Raw genomic sequence first — 14,009 nt, 5'->3', positions numbered from 1 at the left:
TCAAACCCCGAAAGCAGTAATTACAACAGACCTGCCTCCCCCGTGGTTTCGGTGTTCGCAAAGATAAATGCCCTGCCACACCCCCAGGTTCAACCGGCCGGAGGTTATGGGTATAGTCAACGAACTCCCCATTAACGAGGCCTTGATATGTGCCGGCATATCGTCCGGGCCTTCCTGGGTATGGATATAATAAGGTTCGTTTTCCGGAACCACCGTGTTCATATGGCTTTCGAAATCTTCTCTTACCGAAGGGTCTGCATTTTCATTGATGGTAAGGCTGGCCGAGGTGTGTTTTATAAAGACATGCAACTGACCTACCCGGATATCCCTGAATTGTGGTAAGGCCTTCAGTATTTCGTCGGTAATAATATGAAACCCTCTTTCCCGGGGTTCTAGCTGTATCTCTTTCTGGTAAAAATGCATATACGGATCAGGTTTCAGATGAAGGTTTTGGGTAATACCCGCTTCAGGTTTTATGTTTCTTCTTTTTTGCTGCCGGAAAAAGGATATTGTTCAGGATAAGGCGGTAGCCGGGGGAATTGGGATGTAACTCCAACTCTGTCTTGGGGTCCCCTACCCTGTGCTGATAATCTTCCGGGTCGTGCCCGCCGTAAAAGGTAAAGAAGCCCTTTCCCTTAATGCCATGAATATACCTTGCCTCACCGTTGGCTTTGTTCTCACCGAGCACCAATACGGAAGATTTTACCTCTCCCCGGTTAAAACTGGTCGTCTGCCCCATAAAACCTTTGATCAGCGCTGTGTGGTTCTGGCAGAGCATGGTGGGCACAGGGTCCCACTTGGCGGAAAATTCCATCAGGGTGAAATAATCGACCTCCCTGGCTATTCTGCGTTTTGCGGTCATGTCTATGGACGAAAACTCATAGACATTAGGGTCTCTCTCCAAAGCAAACCCGGTAAAAGCAAAGGTCTTGTCATAATCGATCCTGGACTGATAGTTGGGATCGGAAGGGTCCCCGTCGAACATGGGTTCGCAGATGTCCACCCCTTCGGCCGAAAGGGCAATATCGAAACTATCGGTAGCGGAGCACATGGCAAACATAAAGCCCCCGCCCACCACATAGTCCCGGATTTTAAGGGCTACGGCGAGTTTGGCTTCAGACACCTTGTCATAACCGAGTTTGGCAGCCAGTTTTTCTGCTTCCTTTTTTTGTTCTATATACCAGGGTGCCATTTTATAGGCCCTGTAAAACTTACCATACTGCCCTGTAAAGTCTTCGTGATGCAGGTGCAGCCAGTCATACATAAGCAGTTTGTCTGCCAGCACTTCTTCGTCATACACCACATCATATGGAATTTCGGCATAGGTAAGTACCATGGTCACCGCATCGTCCCAGGGCGCATTGCCTTTGGGCGAATAAACCACGATCCTGGGTGCTTTTTCCAATACTACGGCCTCCTGGTTCTTCGCCGGACTGCTTATCTCATCCAGAATACCTTTAGCCTTGTTGTCTGACAGTACTTCGTAAGACACACCCCTTATCGTACATTCTTTACGTATTTCTTCGCTGTCGGGCAGAAGAAAAGACCCTCCGCGATAATTGAGCAGCCACTGCACCTTTAAATCCTTCGAAAGTGTCCAATAGGCTATACCGTATGCCTTCAGATGATCTTTCTGGTATTCGGCATCCATCGGTATCAGGACACGCGAAGCACGTACCGACACGACAGACATCAGCAGGAGCACAACAAGCAACAACCTGTATGATGGATTAAAACGCATAACAAACGGGTTTAGCATCAAATTTACGGAAAAGGTTTGGAAGTACAGAGTTTGGAAACAAGCGTTACACGTTAACTTCTCCTTATAATGCCTGGTCTCCGGTTTTATTTTGACTTTTAATCGGCTTATAGTGATTTATTGAGACTTGTTGTTTGCTATTTCTCCAATAATTAAAAAGGCACATCACTATCATCATCCGGTCCCGGCCCGTCATTCATGGAACTTCCGAAGGCATCGTCCGCACTGGGCAGGTTACCCGGGTTAAAGGTATCATCTTCAGAAGCATTCATTTTGGACTGGAACTCAAACGGCGAGTCAAAATCGTCCAGGTTGTCGAACTTACCGAGGTGTCCGATAAACTTCAGACGGATATTTTCCAGCCCCCCGTTACGGTGCTTGGCCACGATAAATTCTCCCTGTCCCTGGGTGGGGGTACGTTCTTCATCGTCCCACTCTTCGATCTTGTAATATTCCGGACGATAGATAAAGGCCACAATATCCGCATCCTGTTCGATTGCTCCCGATTCCCTGAGGTCAGAAAGCAGGGGGCGTTTGCTGCCTCCACGGGTTTCCACTGCACGCGAAAGCTGTGACAGGGCAATCACAGGTACGCTCAGCTCCTTGGCCAGGGCCTTGAGGTTCCGGGAAATGGTGGATATTTCCTGCTCCCTGTTCCCTCCTTTCTGGCTTCCTCCGGCCGTCATCAGCTGAAGGTAGTCGATAATAATGAGCTTTATTCCGTGTTGTGACGCAAGCCTCCTGGCTTTTGCCCGAAGGTCGAATATGGAAAGTGAAGGTGTATCATCTATAAACAAGGGCGCTTTTTCCAGCGATTTTACCTTGACGTTGAGCTGTTCCCATTCGTGTTTTTCCAGTTTCCCCGTACGCAGTTTTTCGGAAGACAGTCCGGTCTCCGAAGAAATCAGACGGGTAATGAGCTGTACGGAAGACATTTCCAGAGAAAAGAAGGCCACCGGTGTATTGGAATTAACGGCCATGTTCCGGGCCATGGACAGTGTAAGGGCCGTTTTACCCATACCGGGACGTGCTGCCACGATAATAAGGTCACTGGGTTGCCATCCGGAGGTGAGCTTATCCAGCTTGTCGAACCCGGACGGAATACCGCTCAGCCCTTCTTTATTGGATATTTCTTCTATCTTTTTCTTGGCCTGCATAACGAGGCTCTGAGCAGTTTCCGAGGACTTCTTGATATTGCCCTGGGTCACTTCGTACAACTTGGCCTCGGCACTGTCCAGCAGGTCAAAGACATCGGTAGTCTCATCATAGGCTTCTTCGATAATTTCCGAAGAGATCTTGATCAGGCTTCGCTGTATGAATTTCTGCAGGATAATACGCGCATGAAACTCGATATGCGCTGAAGAAGAGACCTTCTGAGTGAGCCGTATCAGGTAAAAATCCCCCCCTATAAGTTCCAGTTTACCGTCCTTTTTCAACTGGGATGAAACGGTAAGCAGGTCAATCGGCTCCGTATTTTCGAACAGTTTTACAATGGCCTCGTAAATATAACGGTGTGCTTCTTTGTAAAAGGCATCCGGATGTATAATATCAATAACTTCATCCACCCCCTTTTTGTCGATCATCATCGCTCCCAGCACTGCTTCTTCCAAATCTGGCGCCTGAGGAGGTAGCTTTCCCCTTTCCAATGGTATTATTCCTGCTCTACCGGCAGCTGCGGTTGGTTTTTCTATTTTAATTCCGGACACAGGGCCTGTTTTTTCCATAAACGCGAATGTAGAAAATGAAAGTTTAACTATTTAAAAATCGGGTTACTTTATATCCACCTCTCGTCAACATTTAACATGTTAACAAGTTACAACTTTATGTTCATAAATGTAAAAAAAACCGAAGTTCTTTACTTCGGTTCGTGTTTTGATTTCCCATTCCGGAAAATACGACGGTTGATATTTTAGGAAGATCAGTTTTTATACACCCCCATACTGGCATATTTTTCCATACGGTCTTCCACGAGCTCTTCGGTGGGGAGTTTTTTCAGCTCTTCGTAGTTCTCTATAATGGCCTGGGCCACGGTTTTAAAGGTGGCTTCCCTGTCGGAATGTGCTCCGCCAAGGGGCTCCTTGACAATATCGTCTACCAGGTGCAGTTTTTTCATGTCCTTGGCCGTGAGCTTCAGGGCTTCTGCGGCTTGTTCTTTATATTCCCAGCTTCTCCACAATATGGAAGAACAGGACTCGGGTGATATCACGGAATACCATGTATTTTCCAGCATCAGCACCCTATCTCCCACACCGATACCGAGGGCTCCTCCGGAAGCACCTTCTCCGATGATAAGCACGATGACCGGCACTTTGAGCCGGGTCATTTCCAGGATATTTCTCGCTATGGCTTCGCCCTGTCCGCGTTCTTCGGCTTCAATGCCGGGATATGCACCGGGAGTATCGATCAGGGATACCACGGGAATACCGAATTTTTCGGCCATTTTCATCAGGCGCAATGCTTTCCGGTATCCTTCGGGATTGGCCATCCCGAAATTGCGGTATTGCCTGGTCTTGGTATTGTATCCTTTCTGCTGGCCAATGATCATAAAACTCTGCCCTTCAATTTTCCCGAGGCCGCCTATCATGGCTTTGTCGTCCTTTACAGTACGGTCGCCGTGAAGCTCGAGGAAAGTATCTCCGCAGATCGCTCTTATATAATCCAGCGTATACGGCCTGGAAGGATGGCGCGACAACTGTACGCGTTGCCAGGCAGTGAGGTTTTTATATATTTCCCTTTTGGTCTGTTTCAGTTTCTTGTCTATCTGTTTACAGGTCTCGGTGACGTCTACATCACTCTCCTCCCCGATAACCCTACACTTGGATAATTGCTCCTCTAATTCTTTAATGGGTAATTCAAAATCCAAATATTCCATTGGTACTTATATTTTGATTTAATTAGCCTACAAACTTACGTATTTTTTTGTGTTCAGTCTTCTTCAATCTTACATATCTATCATTGTTTGGCTTTGTTCAGCAAAAAGACCGCCAGCACTCCGAATATGATATTGGGGAAGGCAGCCGCAAGCAAAGGTGAAAATCCCGATTGCTCCGCCATCGTACCGAAGATACGGTCAAAAAAGATGAAGATAAATGCCAGGGCGATCCCAAGGAAAAGATTGATCCCCATCCCTCCCCGTTTTTTCTTGGACGACACAGCCACAGCTATAATGGTAAGAATAAATGCAGACACCATTAGCCCCCATCGCTTGTATTTCACCAGGAGATAGGTATTGATATTGGCCGACCCTTTCTTTTGTTCTTTTTCGATGAATTTGTTCAGCTCAAAAAGGTTTTTGGTCTCGGCAATATAAGACACGGGGGTCAGATCGTCCAGGTTAAAGGAAAAAAGCGTATCCATCCTGCTCTGTTTTTCCAGGATGTCATCAGTCTCCCCTATCTTGCGTTTTACGTAGGAGGACAGCCTGTAAACACTATCCTTTTCGATCCACCGGATATTTCTTGCGGATATTTTGTAAGTGAGCTGTTCTCCTTCAAAATGTTCGAAGGTAAAATTATATCCGATCTTGTTTTTGGGATCGAAACTACTCACATAGATATAATCGTTATCGTTGATCTGGTTGTATAGATTGGTGGTTTCCCGGTCCTGCTTGCCTTTCTTTAAATATTTATAATAAAATTCCTTATATCCTTTACTCGCCGACGGAACAATAAACATCCCCATAACAAAAGCAATGACCGCAACAAAAGTGGCTCCCATAAGATACGGCCTCAGAAACCTGGTATAGGGCACTCCGGAGCTCAATATTGCTGTGATCTCGGTATTGTTGGCCAGTTTTGACGTAAACCATATAATGGAAAGAAAAAGAAATATGGGAAACAACAGGTTGGCGAAATAGAAGGTAAAGTTGATGTAATATTTTATGATCTCGGTGGTCGGTGCTTCCTGTTCGATCATTTTCCCCACCTTTTCGGAAAGGTCGATCATGATCCCGATAGGAATGAACAGCAGGAGCATTACCGTAAAGGTGCCCAGGTATCGTTTGAGGATATACCAATCTATTATTTTCACTGTTTACAGTTTGTTGTTTAAAATCTCCCACCGGTGTTGGCCGAAACAACTTATGAGCTTGCATCCCGGTAAGAAATACTAATATTTATAAGGACAAATATCTCCCCCTTTTGGGGGGATCAAGGGGGGATCCCCTCTGCCTGCGGCATCTCCCCAAAGGGGAGAGTATTATCTTTTTAATCTTGTTTTAGCCTTGGCCCATTTCCTCATCCACATTTTGTAGCTACAACCGTTGCCCCAGTCTTTTTACCATGGTATTTTTCCATTCGTAAAAATCCCCGGCTAAGATATGTTTTCTGGCTTCGCGAACCAGCCAGAGATAAAAGCCCAGGTTGTGAATGGTAGCAATTTGTTTGCCAAGATACTCATTTGCGGCAAAAAGATGCCTTAAATAGGCCTTGGAATATTGCGTATCCACAAAAGTAATGCCCATTTCGTCTATGGGAGAAAAATCGTCCTCCCACTTTTTATTCTTTATATTGATAATGCCATTGGCCGTGAACAGCATACCGTTCCGCGCATTACGGGTGGGCATCACACAATCGAACATATCCACGCCCAATGCAATGTTTTCGAGAATATTTACGGGGGTTCCCACTCCCATGAGATAGCGGGGCTTATCTTCGGGAAGGATATTGCAGACCACCTCGGCCATGGCATACATCTCTTCTGCCGGCTCCCCGACAGATAGTCCGCCTATGGCATTACCGTCAGCACCGACACCGGCTATATACTCGGCAGACTGTTCCCGGAGGTCTTTGTAGACCGAACCCTGCACTATGGGAAACAACGACTGGCTGTACCCGTATTTTTCCGGGACCTTCTTCAGGTGATCCACACAGCGATCGAGCCATCTGTGGGTCATGTGCATGGAGCGTTTGGCATAGCGGTAATCGCACGGATAGGGTGTACACTCGTCAAAAGCCATAATAATGTCTGCCCCGATGCTGCGTTGTATTTCCATTACGTTTTCCGGAGAGAAAAAATGATATGAACCGTCGATATGCGACTTGAACTTCACCCCTTCCTCCTTGATCTTCCTGTTGGCCGACAGGGAATACACCTGGTAGCCTCCGCTATCTGTGAGGATATTCCGCTCCCAGCCCATAAACTTGTGCAGGCCTCCTGCCTTTTCCAGAATATCCGTCTGTGGCCTCAGGTAGAGGTGATAGGTATTGCCCAGTATAATATCCGGGTTTATGTCTTCCCGCAATTCCCGCTGGTGCACACCCTTTACGGATGCCACGGTTCCGACGGGCATAAAAATAGGGGTTTCTATAACACCGTGGCCTGCGGTGATCTTCCCGGCCCTGGCCTTGCTTCCGGGGTCGTTTGCCTGTAATTCGAACTCCATAAATACAATATCAATCAGTCGGCAAAGATAGGGATATTTTAAAGTTCGAAGGTAGACGTACGAAGTTAGAAGTCTTTGGATGTTGCCTTCGGCTCCGAATTTTCAACTTCTAACTTCGTACTTCGTATTTCTAACCTCTAACTTTAGATTGACTTTTGGTCAAATTCAACAAATAATTTGTGAAAGCCTGAAAACTAACACAGAAAACGTTTGGGGGAAGCCCTTTTTAAGTTTATTTTTGCCGGTGAATAATTTCAACTGTTAAAAATGTCTAATAATCAACAACTAAACGACTTAGCAACACAGGTTCGCAGGGATATTTTGCGGATGGTACACAAAGTAAATTCCGGCCACCCGGGAGGATCCCTGGGATGCACGGAATTTTTTGTAGCCATGTATAACGAGATCATGGAACTGAATGACGAATTTGAGATGGACGGCATCGGCGAAGACCTGTTCTTCCTCTCCAACGGGCATATTTCTCCGGTATATTACAGCGTGCTGGCACGAAGGGGATATTTTCCGGTGGAAGAGCTCAATACCTTCCGCGTGATCGATTCCCGTTTACAGGGCCACCCAACCACCCACGAAGGACTTCCCGGAGTGCGTATAGCCTCGGGATCACTGGGACAAGGAATGTCTGTGGCCATTGGTGCAGCCCTGGCCAAAAAGCTGAACAAGGACAACCACCTGGTATACAGCCTGCACGGCGATGGTGAATTACAGGAAGGACAGAACTGGGAAGCCATTATGTATGCTGCCGGAAATAAGGTAGACAACTATATTGCCACCGTAGACTACAACGGCCAGCAAATTGATGGAGCTACGAACGATGTACTCCCCATGGGCGACCTCAAAGCCAAGTTCGAGGCCTTTGGCTGGGATGTACTGGAAATAAAAGAAGGAAATAATCTCGAAGCCGTGATCAACGGTATGAAAGAAGCCAAAACCAGGACCGGAAAAGGAAAGCCCGTATGCGTTCTGCTCCATACGGTCATGGGTAACGGAGTTGATTTTATGATGCATACCCACGCATGGCACGGTAAGGCACCCAATGACGAACAACTGGAAACCGCCCTGGCCCAAAACCCGGAAACCGTAGGAGACTATTAATCTATACCTGGGTCACCAGGTAGAGACGCACGGCCGTGCGTCTCAAACGTGGAGGGTCGTATGTCTCAAACGTGCCTAAACCTTTTAAAACAGAAAGATCGACATGAAAAAATATACAGATACAGGAAAAAAAGACACCAGAAGCGGATTCGGGGCCGGAATGACCGTCCTGGGCCGTACCAACCCGAATGTGGTAGCCCTTTGTGCCGACCTCATAGGATCGCTTAAGATCCAGGAATTCATCGATGAAAATCCGGAACGTTTCTTCCAGATAGGTATTGCCGAAGCCAACATGATGGGAATCGCCGCAGGACTTACCATAGGAGGTAAAATACCGTTTACGGGTACCTTTGCCAACTTTTCCACCGGGCGGGTGTACGACCAGATACGGCAATCCATCGCCTATTCGGGTAAAAATGTAAAGATATGTGCTTCCCATGCAGGCCTTACCCTCGGGGAAGACGGGGCCACCCACCAGATACTGGAAGACATCGGGCTGATGAAAATGTTGCCGGGAATGACCGTGATCAACCCTTGTGATTTTAACCAGACCAAGGCAGCCACCATTGCCATCGCCGAACACCAGGGACCGGTTTACCTCCGTTTCGGAAGGCCAAAAGTGGCCAACTTTACTCCCGAAGACCAGAAATTCGAAATAGGCAAGGCCGTACTGCTCAATGAAGGTACCGATGTTACCATCATCGCTACGGGGCACCTGGTATGGGAATCTCTCCTCGCCGCAGAGGCCCTGGAAGCCAAAGGCATTTCTGCCGAAGTGATCAATATTCACACTATAAAACCGCTGGACGAGGAAGCTATCCTGGCCTCCGTGGCCAAAACAGGTTGTGTGGTCACAGCAGAAGAACACAATTATTACGGCGGGCTCGGAGAGAGCGTAGCCAGGGTATTGGTTAAAAACCATCCCGCACCCCAGGAATTCATTGCTACCAACGATACTTTTGGCGAAAGCGGCACACCGGACCAGCTTATGGAAAAATACGGACTAAACAATAAAGCGATAGTAAAAGCCGTTGAAAAGGTATTGGAAAGAAAGCAGGCTACACCCAGTTTTAACATGCAGGGCTAAGCCGAAAAAAGAGATTTATTAACCCTCCCGGAAATCAGAAAATCCCGGGAATTAAACAAAACCTATGAAACGATCGCTTTTAATTATTGCTATGCTTTTTGTAAGTGCAGTCGGATTTTCCCAGATCGACTTTGGGGTAAAGGCCGGTTTTAACTACAACAAAACAGGAGATTTAAAAGAACAGGCCGGAGATGTACTGGATGGTGGTAAAGGAAAAGCCGGTTATCATGCCGGGGTGTGGCTCCGTGGCGATGTGCCGATCATTGGCCTCTACCTCCGACCGGAATTCGTATACACTCAAATAAGCAGCGAATACGAATACCAGGGCAACAAAGGAAACTTTGACCTGCAAAAACTGGATGTACCTATCCTGGTAGGTAAAAAATTCCTCGGATTTGCACATGGCTTTATAGGGCCTGCATTCCAGTTTGTTGTCGATTCCGATTTCGATGCGGAGGATATTAAGGACATAGACACCGACAGCTTTACGCTGGGCATGCAAATGGGCCTCGGGGTGGAATTCGGCAGCCTCGGCCTTGATGTACGCTGGGAAAGAGGGCTTTCAGATTCCGAATCCAAAATTGTCCATAATAACACCAATAGCGACATAACGATAGACAGCAGGCCTAACCAGGTGATTTTCGGGCTGTCTTATAAGTTTTAAATCAAAAAAGCCGGTTGGGCCCGGAAGGTTTCCAACGGCTTTCTTTTGAACCAAAAAAACGGTTTGGAGAAAATCCAAACCGTTTTTTATATGGTGATTGACCGATCTCTCCTATCTCCCTATTCTTCTTCTTTGACATCTTTAACCCTTAAAAGATCTATCGTAAATGCGATCGGAGCATATGGCGGAATACTTCCCTGTCCCCTGAAATAATATCCAAGTCCTGAAGGCATGAATACCATCCCCACACCATAACCCCCACTGATCGAATAAGTACCGTCTTCTTCATTGATCTCGATCTTTCCTCCTGAGTTCAATTCGGGCATAAACTCTGCAAATCCCCTGCCAGCCTGTCCAAAACCGGCATCTGTTATATCTTTTAATTTAAACCATACCGGGATATTCTCATTTCTATCAAAAACAACATCATTTAACAAAAATCCTTTATACCTTACCAGTGTGGAATCTATCCTTTTGGGAGCAATGCTATCGCCCTGCCTGGCCACCAGATAATACAAGGTATGGTCCAGGGTTTCCGTTTCTGAGATTTCAACAGCTACCGTCTTTTCTTCCACCTGTTCCATTAAAGGGATCTTATCACTATTCTCTCCTGCTATGGTATCAATAACGATCTTAAAGTCAAAATCCGTACTGTCCGCATCTGCCGCAGCCTGAAACTCTTCGTAATTATAAAAATGTGTGCTCAGGTACTCCCTGATATCGGAATCGTTCTCCGCTTTTACTTCGGCCGGATCGCGAATTTCTATCCTTCCACCGTCATCGTCATTATTACACGAACTCAAAAAGGCCAAAGCCCCCGCAGCAATCAAACCTAGTCTGTTTATCTTCATCATTGTAAAAAAATTGAATGCGCAAGATACAATTTTCTGTAAATTTGTTTTTAGAAACTGTTTAAATTAACGTAGATTTTCTGTTAGCATATGCGAATTGACAAGTATTTGTGGTGTGTCCGCTATTATAAAACAAGGAACATGGCTACGGAGGCCTGCAAGAAAGGACATGTGGAAATAAACGGCCAGACCGTTAAGCCTTCCCGGGAGGTTTACCCTGCCGATAAGATCGGCCTGCGAAAAAACCAGATCAACTATGAGCTCACCGTCCTTGACATCCCGGCCAGTCGCGTGGGGGCTAAACTCACCGATATTTACCGCAAGGACACTACACCTCCGGAAGCCTTTGAAAGTGCTGAACTATTGAAATACGCCAAAGACCACTACCGTAAAAAAGGTACCGGAAGGCCTACCAAAAAAGACCGGAGGGACATTGACGATTACCTGGATGATGAATGAAAATGGTTTTGGAGTCTTGGAGTTTTGGAGTTTGTTAGTTGTGGGATTCACTTACTAAAAAACTAAGAACTCCAAAACTTATCAACTCCGAACTAAAACCCTGCTGCCATGAATATCGGAACTCAACAATTCTGGGAACACAAATACAACTCCAGTAATACTTTTTGGGATATAGGACATATCTCCACTCCCCTCAAGACCTATATAGACCAGCTGGAAAACAGGGCCCTGAAAATACTGGTCCCCGGTGCCGGGAACAGTTACGAAGCGGAATACCTGTTCCGGAAGGGCTTTAAACATGTATACGTCCTGGATTTTGCCCGGCCTCCCCTGCTCAATTTTAAAAAGCGGGTTCCGGACTTCCCGGATGCCCAGTTGCTTCATCAGGATTTCTTTACATTGAGCATGTCTTTCGACCTTATACTGGAACAGGCATTCTTTTGTGCCCTTCCCCCGAAATCGAGGCCGGAATACGCACGTAAAATGCAGCAATTGCTATCTCCGGCAGGAAAACTTGCAGGCCTGCTCTTTGACTTCCCTTTATCTGATGAAGGCCCTCCCTTTGGCGGAAGCAAAGAAGAGTACCTGGAGCATTTTTCCCCCCACTTTGATATACTAACGATGGAACGCTGTTACAACTCCATAAAACCACGGTCAGGCAGGGAACTCTTTTTTATCCTCAGGCCGAAAAAATAGTGTATTTTTGTTCCTGTCATCAAACATAAAAGGTTATGACCATCATAGAAAACAAGATACTGGATCACGAAGAAATAGAGCACAAAATCAAGAGGATCGCCTACCAGATCTACGAGACCTTTGTCAATGAAGAGGAAATTATTGTGGCGGGTATCGTTTCCGGCGGCCTTACTTTTGCAGAAAGGATCGCTACGACATTAGAAGACATTTCCAGTTTAAAAATAACCTTGTGCGAAGTCACGGTAGACAAAGTAAACCCCACCAATCCCGTATATACCTCCATCCCGGAAGACCTGTACCAGAACAAGGCCGTTGTCCTTATAGATGATGTTCTCAATTCCGGTGCTACCCTTATTTATGGCGTAAAACACTTTCTGAATGTCCCCCTCAAGAAACTGAAAACAGCGGTACTCATCGACAGGAACCACAAGCGCTACCCGGTCAAGGCCGATTTTAAAGGAATTTCCCTGTCCACTTCGCTTCAGGAACATGTACATGTGGAGTTCGGCAATGGAGGAAATGCCGTTTACCTGCAATGATCGGTCAGAGGCCGTGAAAAAAACCGGCCCGGTGCGAGCCCCATTGTCTTTCCTTACTTTATCCCGGAAATGATCTCCCCGGCAATATCTTCTATTGTCTTTCCGTCCACATTCACGGTACTATCAGCCCTGAGGTAATAAAAATTCCTTTCAAAGAGGTGTTTTCGGATGAATTCTTCCAGTTCATCATCAGAAAGGTGTTTTATCAGCGGTCTGTGATCCTTCTCTTTGCCCAGTCGTGCAGTGAGTTCTCCTACGGATGCTTTCAGATAGAAAACCTTGTCCGCAAGCTCTTTTATCCGGTCCATGTTGTCCCCGTAACAGGGGGTGCCCCCTCCAAGAGATATCACTGCGCCTTTTTCCCCGGAAAGTATCTCCTGTAAATAACGGCTTTCCACCTTCCGGAAATAAATTTCTCCCTTGTCCCGGAAGATCTCCGGGATGGTCTTTTGTTCTTTTTCCTCTATATAGTCGTCCATATCCGCAAATGTGCAGGACAGGTTTTCGGCCAATACTTTACCAACGGCGCTCTTGCCACTCCCCATATATCCGATCAATACAATTACCATAAAACTTTAATCTATTTAAAAACAATATGTTATACTCTTCACCTAAAAAAAACACAAATTTATAGTAAAATCACCTTGAAAAATAAATTATTGATGTTATATTTGCACCCGCCTACCGAGAAGGAGGCTTTCCGCCAGCAATGGCGCGCCATCCGGCGAAAAACAATAATGACCTGATAGCTCAGTTGGTAGAGCATCTCCCTTTTAAGGAGAGGGTCCTGGGTTCGAGCCCCAGTCAGGTCACTATTAAATTCAAAGTTGAAGATTTGGTCCCTGAGCAAAGCCGAAGGGAAGGTTCAAAGTTGAAATTGGCAACCTGGAAAAACGAGAAAATAAGTTCTTCACTTTGTATTTAAATAATGATTTAATGAATGACCTGATAGCTCAGTTGGTAGAGCATCTCCCTTTTAAGGAGAGGGTCCTGGGTTCGAGCCCCAGTCAGGTCACAATTCGCCTCGCCCACGTGGTGAAATTGGTAGACACGCCATCTTGAGGGGGTGGTGTTCGCAAGGACGTGCTGGTTCGAATCCAGTCGTGGGCACATTCACAATCTCAATTATCTCATTACTAGGTAATTGAGATTTTTTTATTGTCTGAAATTCGCACATAGATTGCACACAAAAAGAGCATTCAAAGTACGTTCAAAAGGGATCATTCCTAAAAGTTGGGGACTACGCAAAAATTCTGGATAGTCTAAATAGGAAAAATTCAGTATTCTTCACACCTCTAAATTGTGCTCTAAAGGCTTTTATTTTGGCATTAAAGGACTCTGCTGAGGCATTTGTACTTCTGTTTACAAAGTAGTTTAGAATTGATCGATAGTTCAAGCGAATACTATTTGCTACTGTTTGGAAGCTTTTAAACCCGGATTCTTCCACCTCTTTATACC

15 protein-coding genes and 3 tRNA genes are annotated in these 14,009 nt (G+C 46.1%); 9 read left to right on the top strand and 9 right to left on the bottom strand.

Annotated features, from left to right (window positions below; genetic code table 11):
- The 6 genes from KN811_RS16140 to tgt form a co-directional block, all read right to left on the bottom strand.
- On the bottom strand, nt 1-423 hold the full coding sequence (locus KN811_RS16140) for a secondary thiamine-phosphate synthase enzyme YjbQ (protein WP_187966085.1): 423 nt from the start codon (nt 421-423) through the stop codon (nt 1-3).
- A gap of 43 nt (nt 424-466) precedes the next feature.
- On the bottom strand, nt 467-1,693 hold the full coding sequence (locus KN811_RS16135; protein WP_425596673.1) for an asparagine synthetase B: 1,227 nt from the start codon (nt 1,691-1,693) through the stop codon (nt 467-469).
- Nucleotides 1,694-1,911: 218 nt separating this feature from the next.
- Complete coding sequence (dnaB, locus tag KN811_RS16130; RefSeq protein ID WP_187966083.1) at nt 1,912-3,483, bottom strand: replicative DNA helicase; 1,572 nt, start codon at nt 3,481-3,483, stop codon at nt 1,912-1,914.
- Between the two features lie 194 nt (nt 3,484-3,677).
- Nucleotides 3,678-4,631, bottom strand: a complete 954-nt coding sequence (locus tag KN811_RS16125; RefSeq protein ID WP_187966082.1) for an acetyl-CoA carboxylase carboxyltransferase subunit alpha — start codon at nt 4,629-4,631, stop codon at nt 3,678-3,680.
- Between the two features lie 80 nt (nt 4,632-4,711).
- Nucleotides 4,712-5,788, bottom strand: coding sequence for an LptF/LptG family permease (locus tag KN811_RS16120; protein WP_187966081.1), 1,077 nt, complete (start codon nt 5,786-5,788; stop codon nt 4,712-4,714).
- A gap of 223 nt (nt 5,789-6,011) precedes the next feature.
- Nucleotides 6,012-7,142, bottom strand: a complete 1,131-nt coding sequence (gene tgt, locus KN811_RS16115; protein WP_187966080.1) for a tRNA guanosine(34) transglycosylase Tgt — start codon at nt 7,140-7,142, stop codon at nt 6,012-6,014.
- Between the two features lie 267 nt (nt 7,143-7,409).
- On the opposite strand from tgt, the gene KN811_RS16110 reads away from it, so the two are divergent.
- From KN811_RS16110 to KN811_RS16100, 3 genes are all read left to right on the top strand, one after another.
- Complete coding sequence (locus tag KN811_RS16110; RefSeq protein ID WP_187966079.1) at nt 7,410-8,255, top strand: transketolase; 846 nt, start codon at nt 7,410-7,412, stop codon at nt 8,253-8,255.
- A gap of 103 nt (nt 8,256-8,358) precedes the next feature.
- Nucleotides 8,359-9,342 carry a transketolase family protein gene (locus tag KN811_RS16105; protein ID WP_187966078.1) on the top strand — a complete coding sequence of 328 codons (984 nt, stop codon included), beginning with the start codon at nt 8,359-8,361 and terminating at the stop codon, nt 9,340-9,342.
- Nucleotides 9,343-9,406: 64 nt separating this feature from the next.
- On the top strand, nt 9,407-10,006 hold the full coding sequence (locus KN811_RS16100) for an outer membrane beta-barrel protein (RefSeq protein WP_187966077.1): 600 nt from the start codon (nt 9,407-9,409) through the stop codon (nt 10,004-10,006).
- Between the two features lie 119 nt (nt 10,007-10,125).
- On the opposite strand, the gene KN811_RS16095 is transcribed toward KN811_RS16100, so the two are convergent.
- Complete coding sequence (locus KN811_RS16095) at nt 10,126-10,860, bottom strand: FKBP-type peptidyl-prolyl cis-trans isomerase (RefSeq protein ID WP_187966076.1); 735 nt, start codon at nt 10,858-10,860, stop codon at nt 10,126-10,128.
- Nucleotides 10,861-10,947: 87 nt separating this feature from the next.
- Between KN811_RS16095 and KN811_RS16090 the strand changes: the two genes are divergently transcribed.
- The 3 genes from KN811_RS16090 to KN811_RS16080 all read left to right on the top strand — a co-directional run bounded on the left by KN811_RS16090 (nt 10,948) and on the right by KN811_RS16080 (nt 12,551).
- Complete coding sequence (locus tag KN811_RS16090) at nt 10,948-11,316, top strand: RNA-binding S4 domain-containing protein (protein ID WP_187966075.1); 369 nt, start codon at nt 10,948-10,950, stop codon at nt 11,314-11,316.
- Between the two features lie 108 nt (nt 11,317-11,424).
- Complete coding sequence (locus KN811_RS16085; RefSeq protein WP_187966074.1) at nt 11,425-12,012, top strand: methyltransferase domain-containing protein; 588 nt, start codon at nt 11,425-11,427, stop codon at nt 12,010-12,012.
- A gap of 41 nt (nt 12,013-12,053) precedes the next feature.
- Nucleotides 12,054-12,551, top strand: a complete 498-nt coding sequence (locus KN811_RS16080; protein WP_187966108.1) for a phosphoribosyltransferase family protein — start codon at nt 12,054-12,056, stop codon at nt 12,549-12,551.
- Between the two features lie 53 nt (nt 12,552-12,604).
- Here the strand turns inward: KN811_RS16080 and KN811_RS16075 are convergent, their stop codons facing one another.
- Nucleotides 12,605-13,120, bottom strand: coding sequence for a shikimate kinase (locus KN811_RS16075; protein ID WP_187966073.1), 516 nt, complete (start codon nt 13,118-13,120; stop codon nt 12,605-12,607).
- A gap of 170 nt (nt 13,121-13,290) precedes the next feature.
- Here KN811_RS16075 and KN811_RS16070 point away from each other — a divergent pair.
- The 3 genes from KN811_RS16070 (at nt 13,291) to KN811_RS16060 (ending at nt 13,661) form a co-directional block, all read left to right on the top strand.
- A tRNA-Lys gene (locus KN811_RS16070) sits at nt 13,291-13,363 on the top strand.
- Nucleotides 13,364-13,493: 130 nt separating this feature from the next.
- A tRNA-Lys gene (locus KN811_RS16065) sits at nt 13,494-13,566 on the top strand.
- Between the two features lie 11 nt (nt 13,567-13,577).
- A tRNA-Leu gene (locus KN811_RS16060) sits at nt 13,578-13,661 on the top strand.
- A gap of 130 nt (nt 13,662-13,791) precedes the next feature.
- On the opposite strand, the gene KN811_RS16055 is transcribed toward KN811_RS16060, so the two are convergent.
- On the bottom strand, nt 13,792-14,009 hold a 218-nt coding region (locus KN811_RS16055; RefSeq protein WP_247716396.1), incomplete at its 5' end, for a transposase.

Source organism: Sinomicrobium weinanense (genome assembly GCF_018863395.1).
Classification (GTDB): domain Bacteria; phylum Bacteroidota; class Bacteroidia; order Flavobacteriales; family Flavobacteriaceae; genus Sinomicrobium; species Sinomicrobium weinanense.
Note: the sequence above shows the minus strand (reverse complement) of the source record. Positions and strands in the feature narration are given on the sequence as shown.

What these genes read in the sequence shown, in the direction of transcription:
- KN811_RS16140 (WP_187966085.1), bottom strand. Translation starts at nt 423, where the DNA reads ATGCATTTTTACCAGAAAGAGATACAGCTAGAACCCCGGGAAAGAGGG.
- KN811_RS16135 (WP_425596673.1), bottom strand. Translation starts at nt 1,693, where the DNA reads ATGTCTGTCGTGTCGGTACGTGCTTCGCGTGTCCTGATACCGATGGAT.
- dnaB (WP_187966083.1), bottom strand. Translation starts at nt 3,483, where the DNA reads ATGGAAAAAACAGGCCCTGTGTCCGGAATTAAAATAGAAAAACCAACC.
- KN811_RS16125 (WP_187966082.1), bottom strand. Translation starts at nt 4,631, where the DNA reads ATGGAATATTTGGATTTTGAATTACCCATTAAAGAATTAGAGGAGCAA.
- tgt (WP_187966080.1), bottom strand. Translation starts at nt 7,142, where the DNA reads ATGGAGTTCGAATTACAGGCAAACGACCCCGGAAGCAAGGCCAGGGCC.
- KN811_RS16110 (WP_187966079.1), top strand. Translation starts at nt 7,410, where the DNA reads ATGTCTAATAATCAACAACTAAACGACTTAGCAACACAGGTTCGCAGG.
- KN811_RS16105 (WP_187966078.1), top strand. Translation starts at nt 8,359, where the DNA reads ATGAAAAAATATACAGATACAGGAAAAAAAGACACCAGAAGCGGATTC.
- KN811_RS16100 (WP_187966077.1), top strand. Translation starts at nt 9,407, where the DNA reads ATGAAACGATCGCTTTTAATTATTGCTATGCTTTTTGTAAGTGCAGTC.
- KN811_RS16095 (WP_187966076.1), bottom strand. Translation starts at nt 10,860, where the DNA reads ATGATGAAGATAAACAGACTAGGTTTGATTGCTGCGGGGGCTTTGGCC.
- KN811_RS16090 (WP_187966075.1), top strand. Translation starts at nt 10,948, where the DNA reads ATGCGAATTGACAAGTATTTGTGGTGTGTCCGCTATTATAAAACAAGG.
- KN811_RS16085 (WP_187966074.1), top strand. Translation starts at nt 11,425, where the DNA reads ATGAATATCGGAACTCAACAATTCTGGGAACACAAATACAACTCCAGT.
- KN811_RS16075 (WP_187966073.1), bottom strand. Translation starts at nt 13,120, where the DNA reads ATGGTAATTGTATTGATCGGATATATGGGGAGTGGCAAGAGCGCCGTT.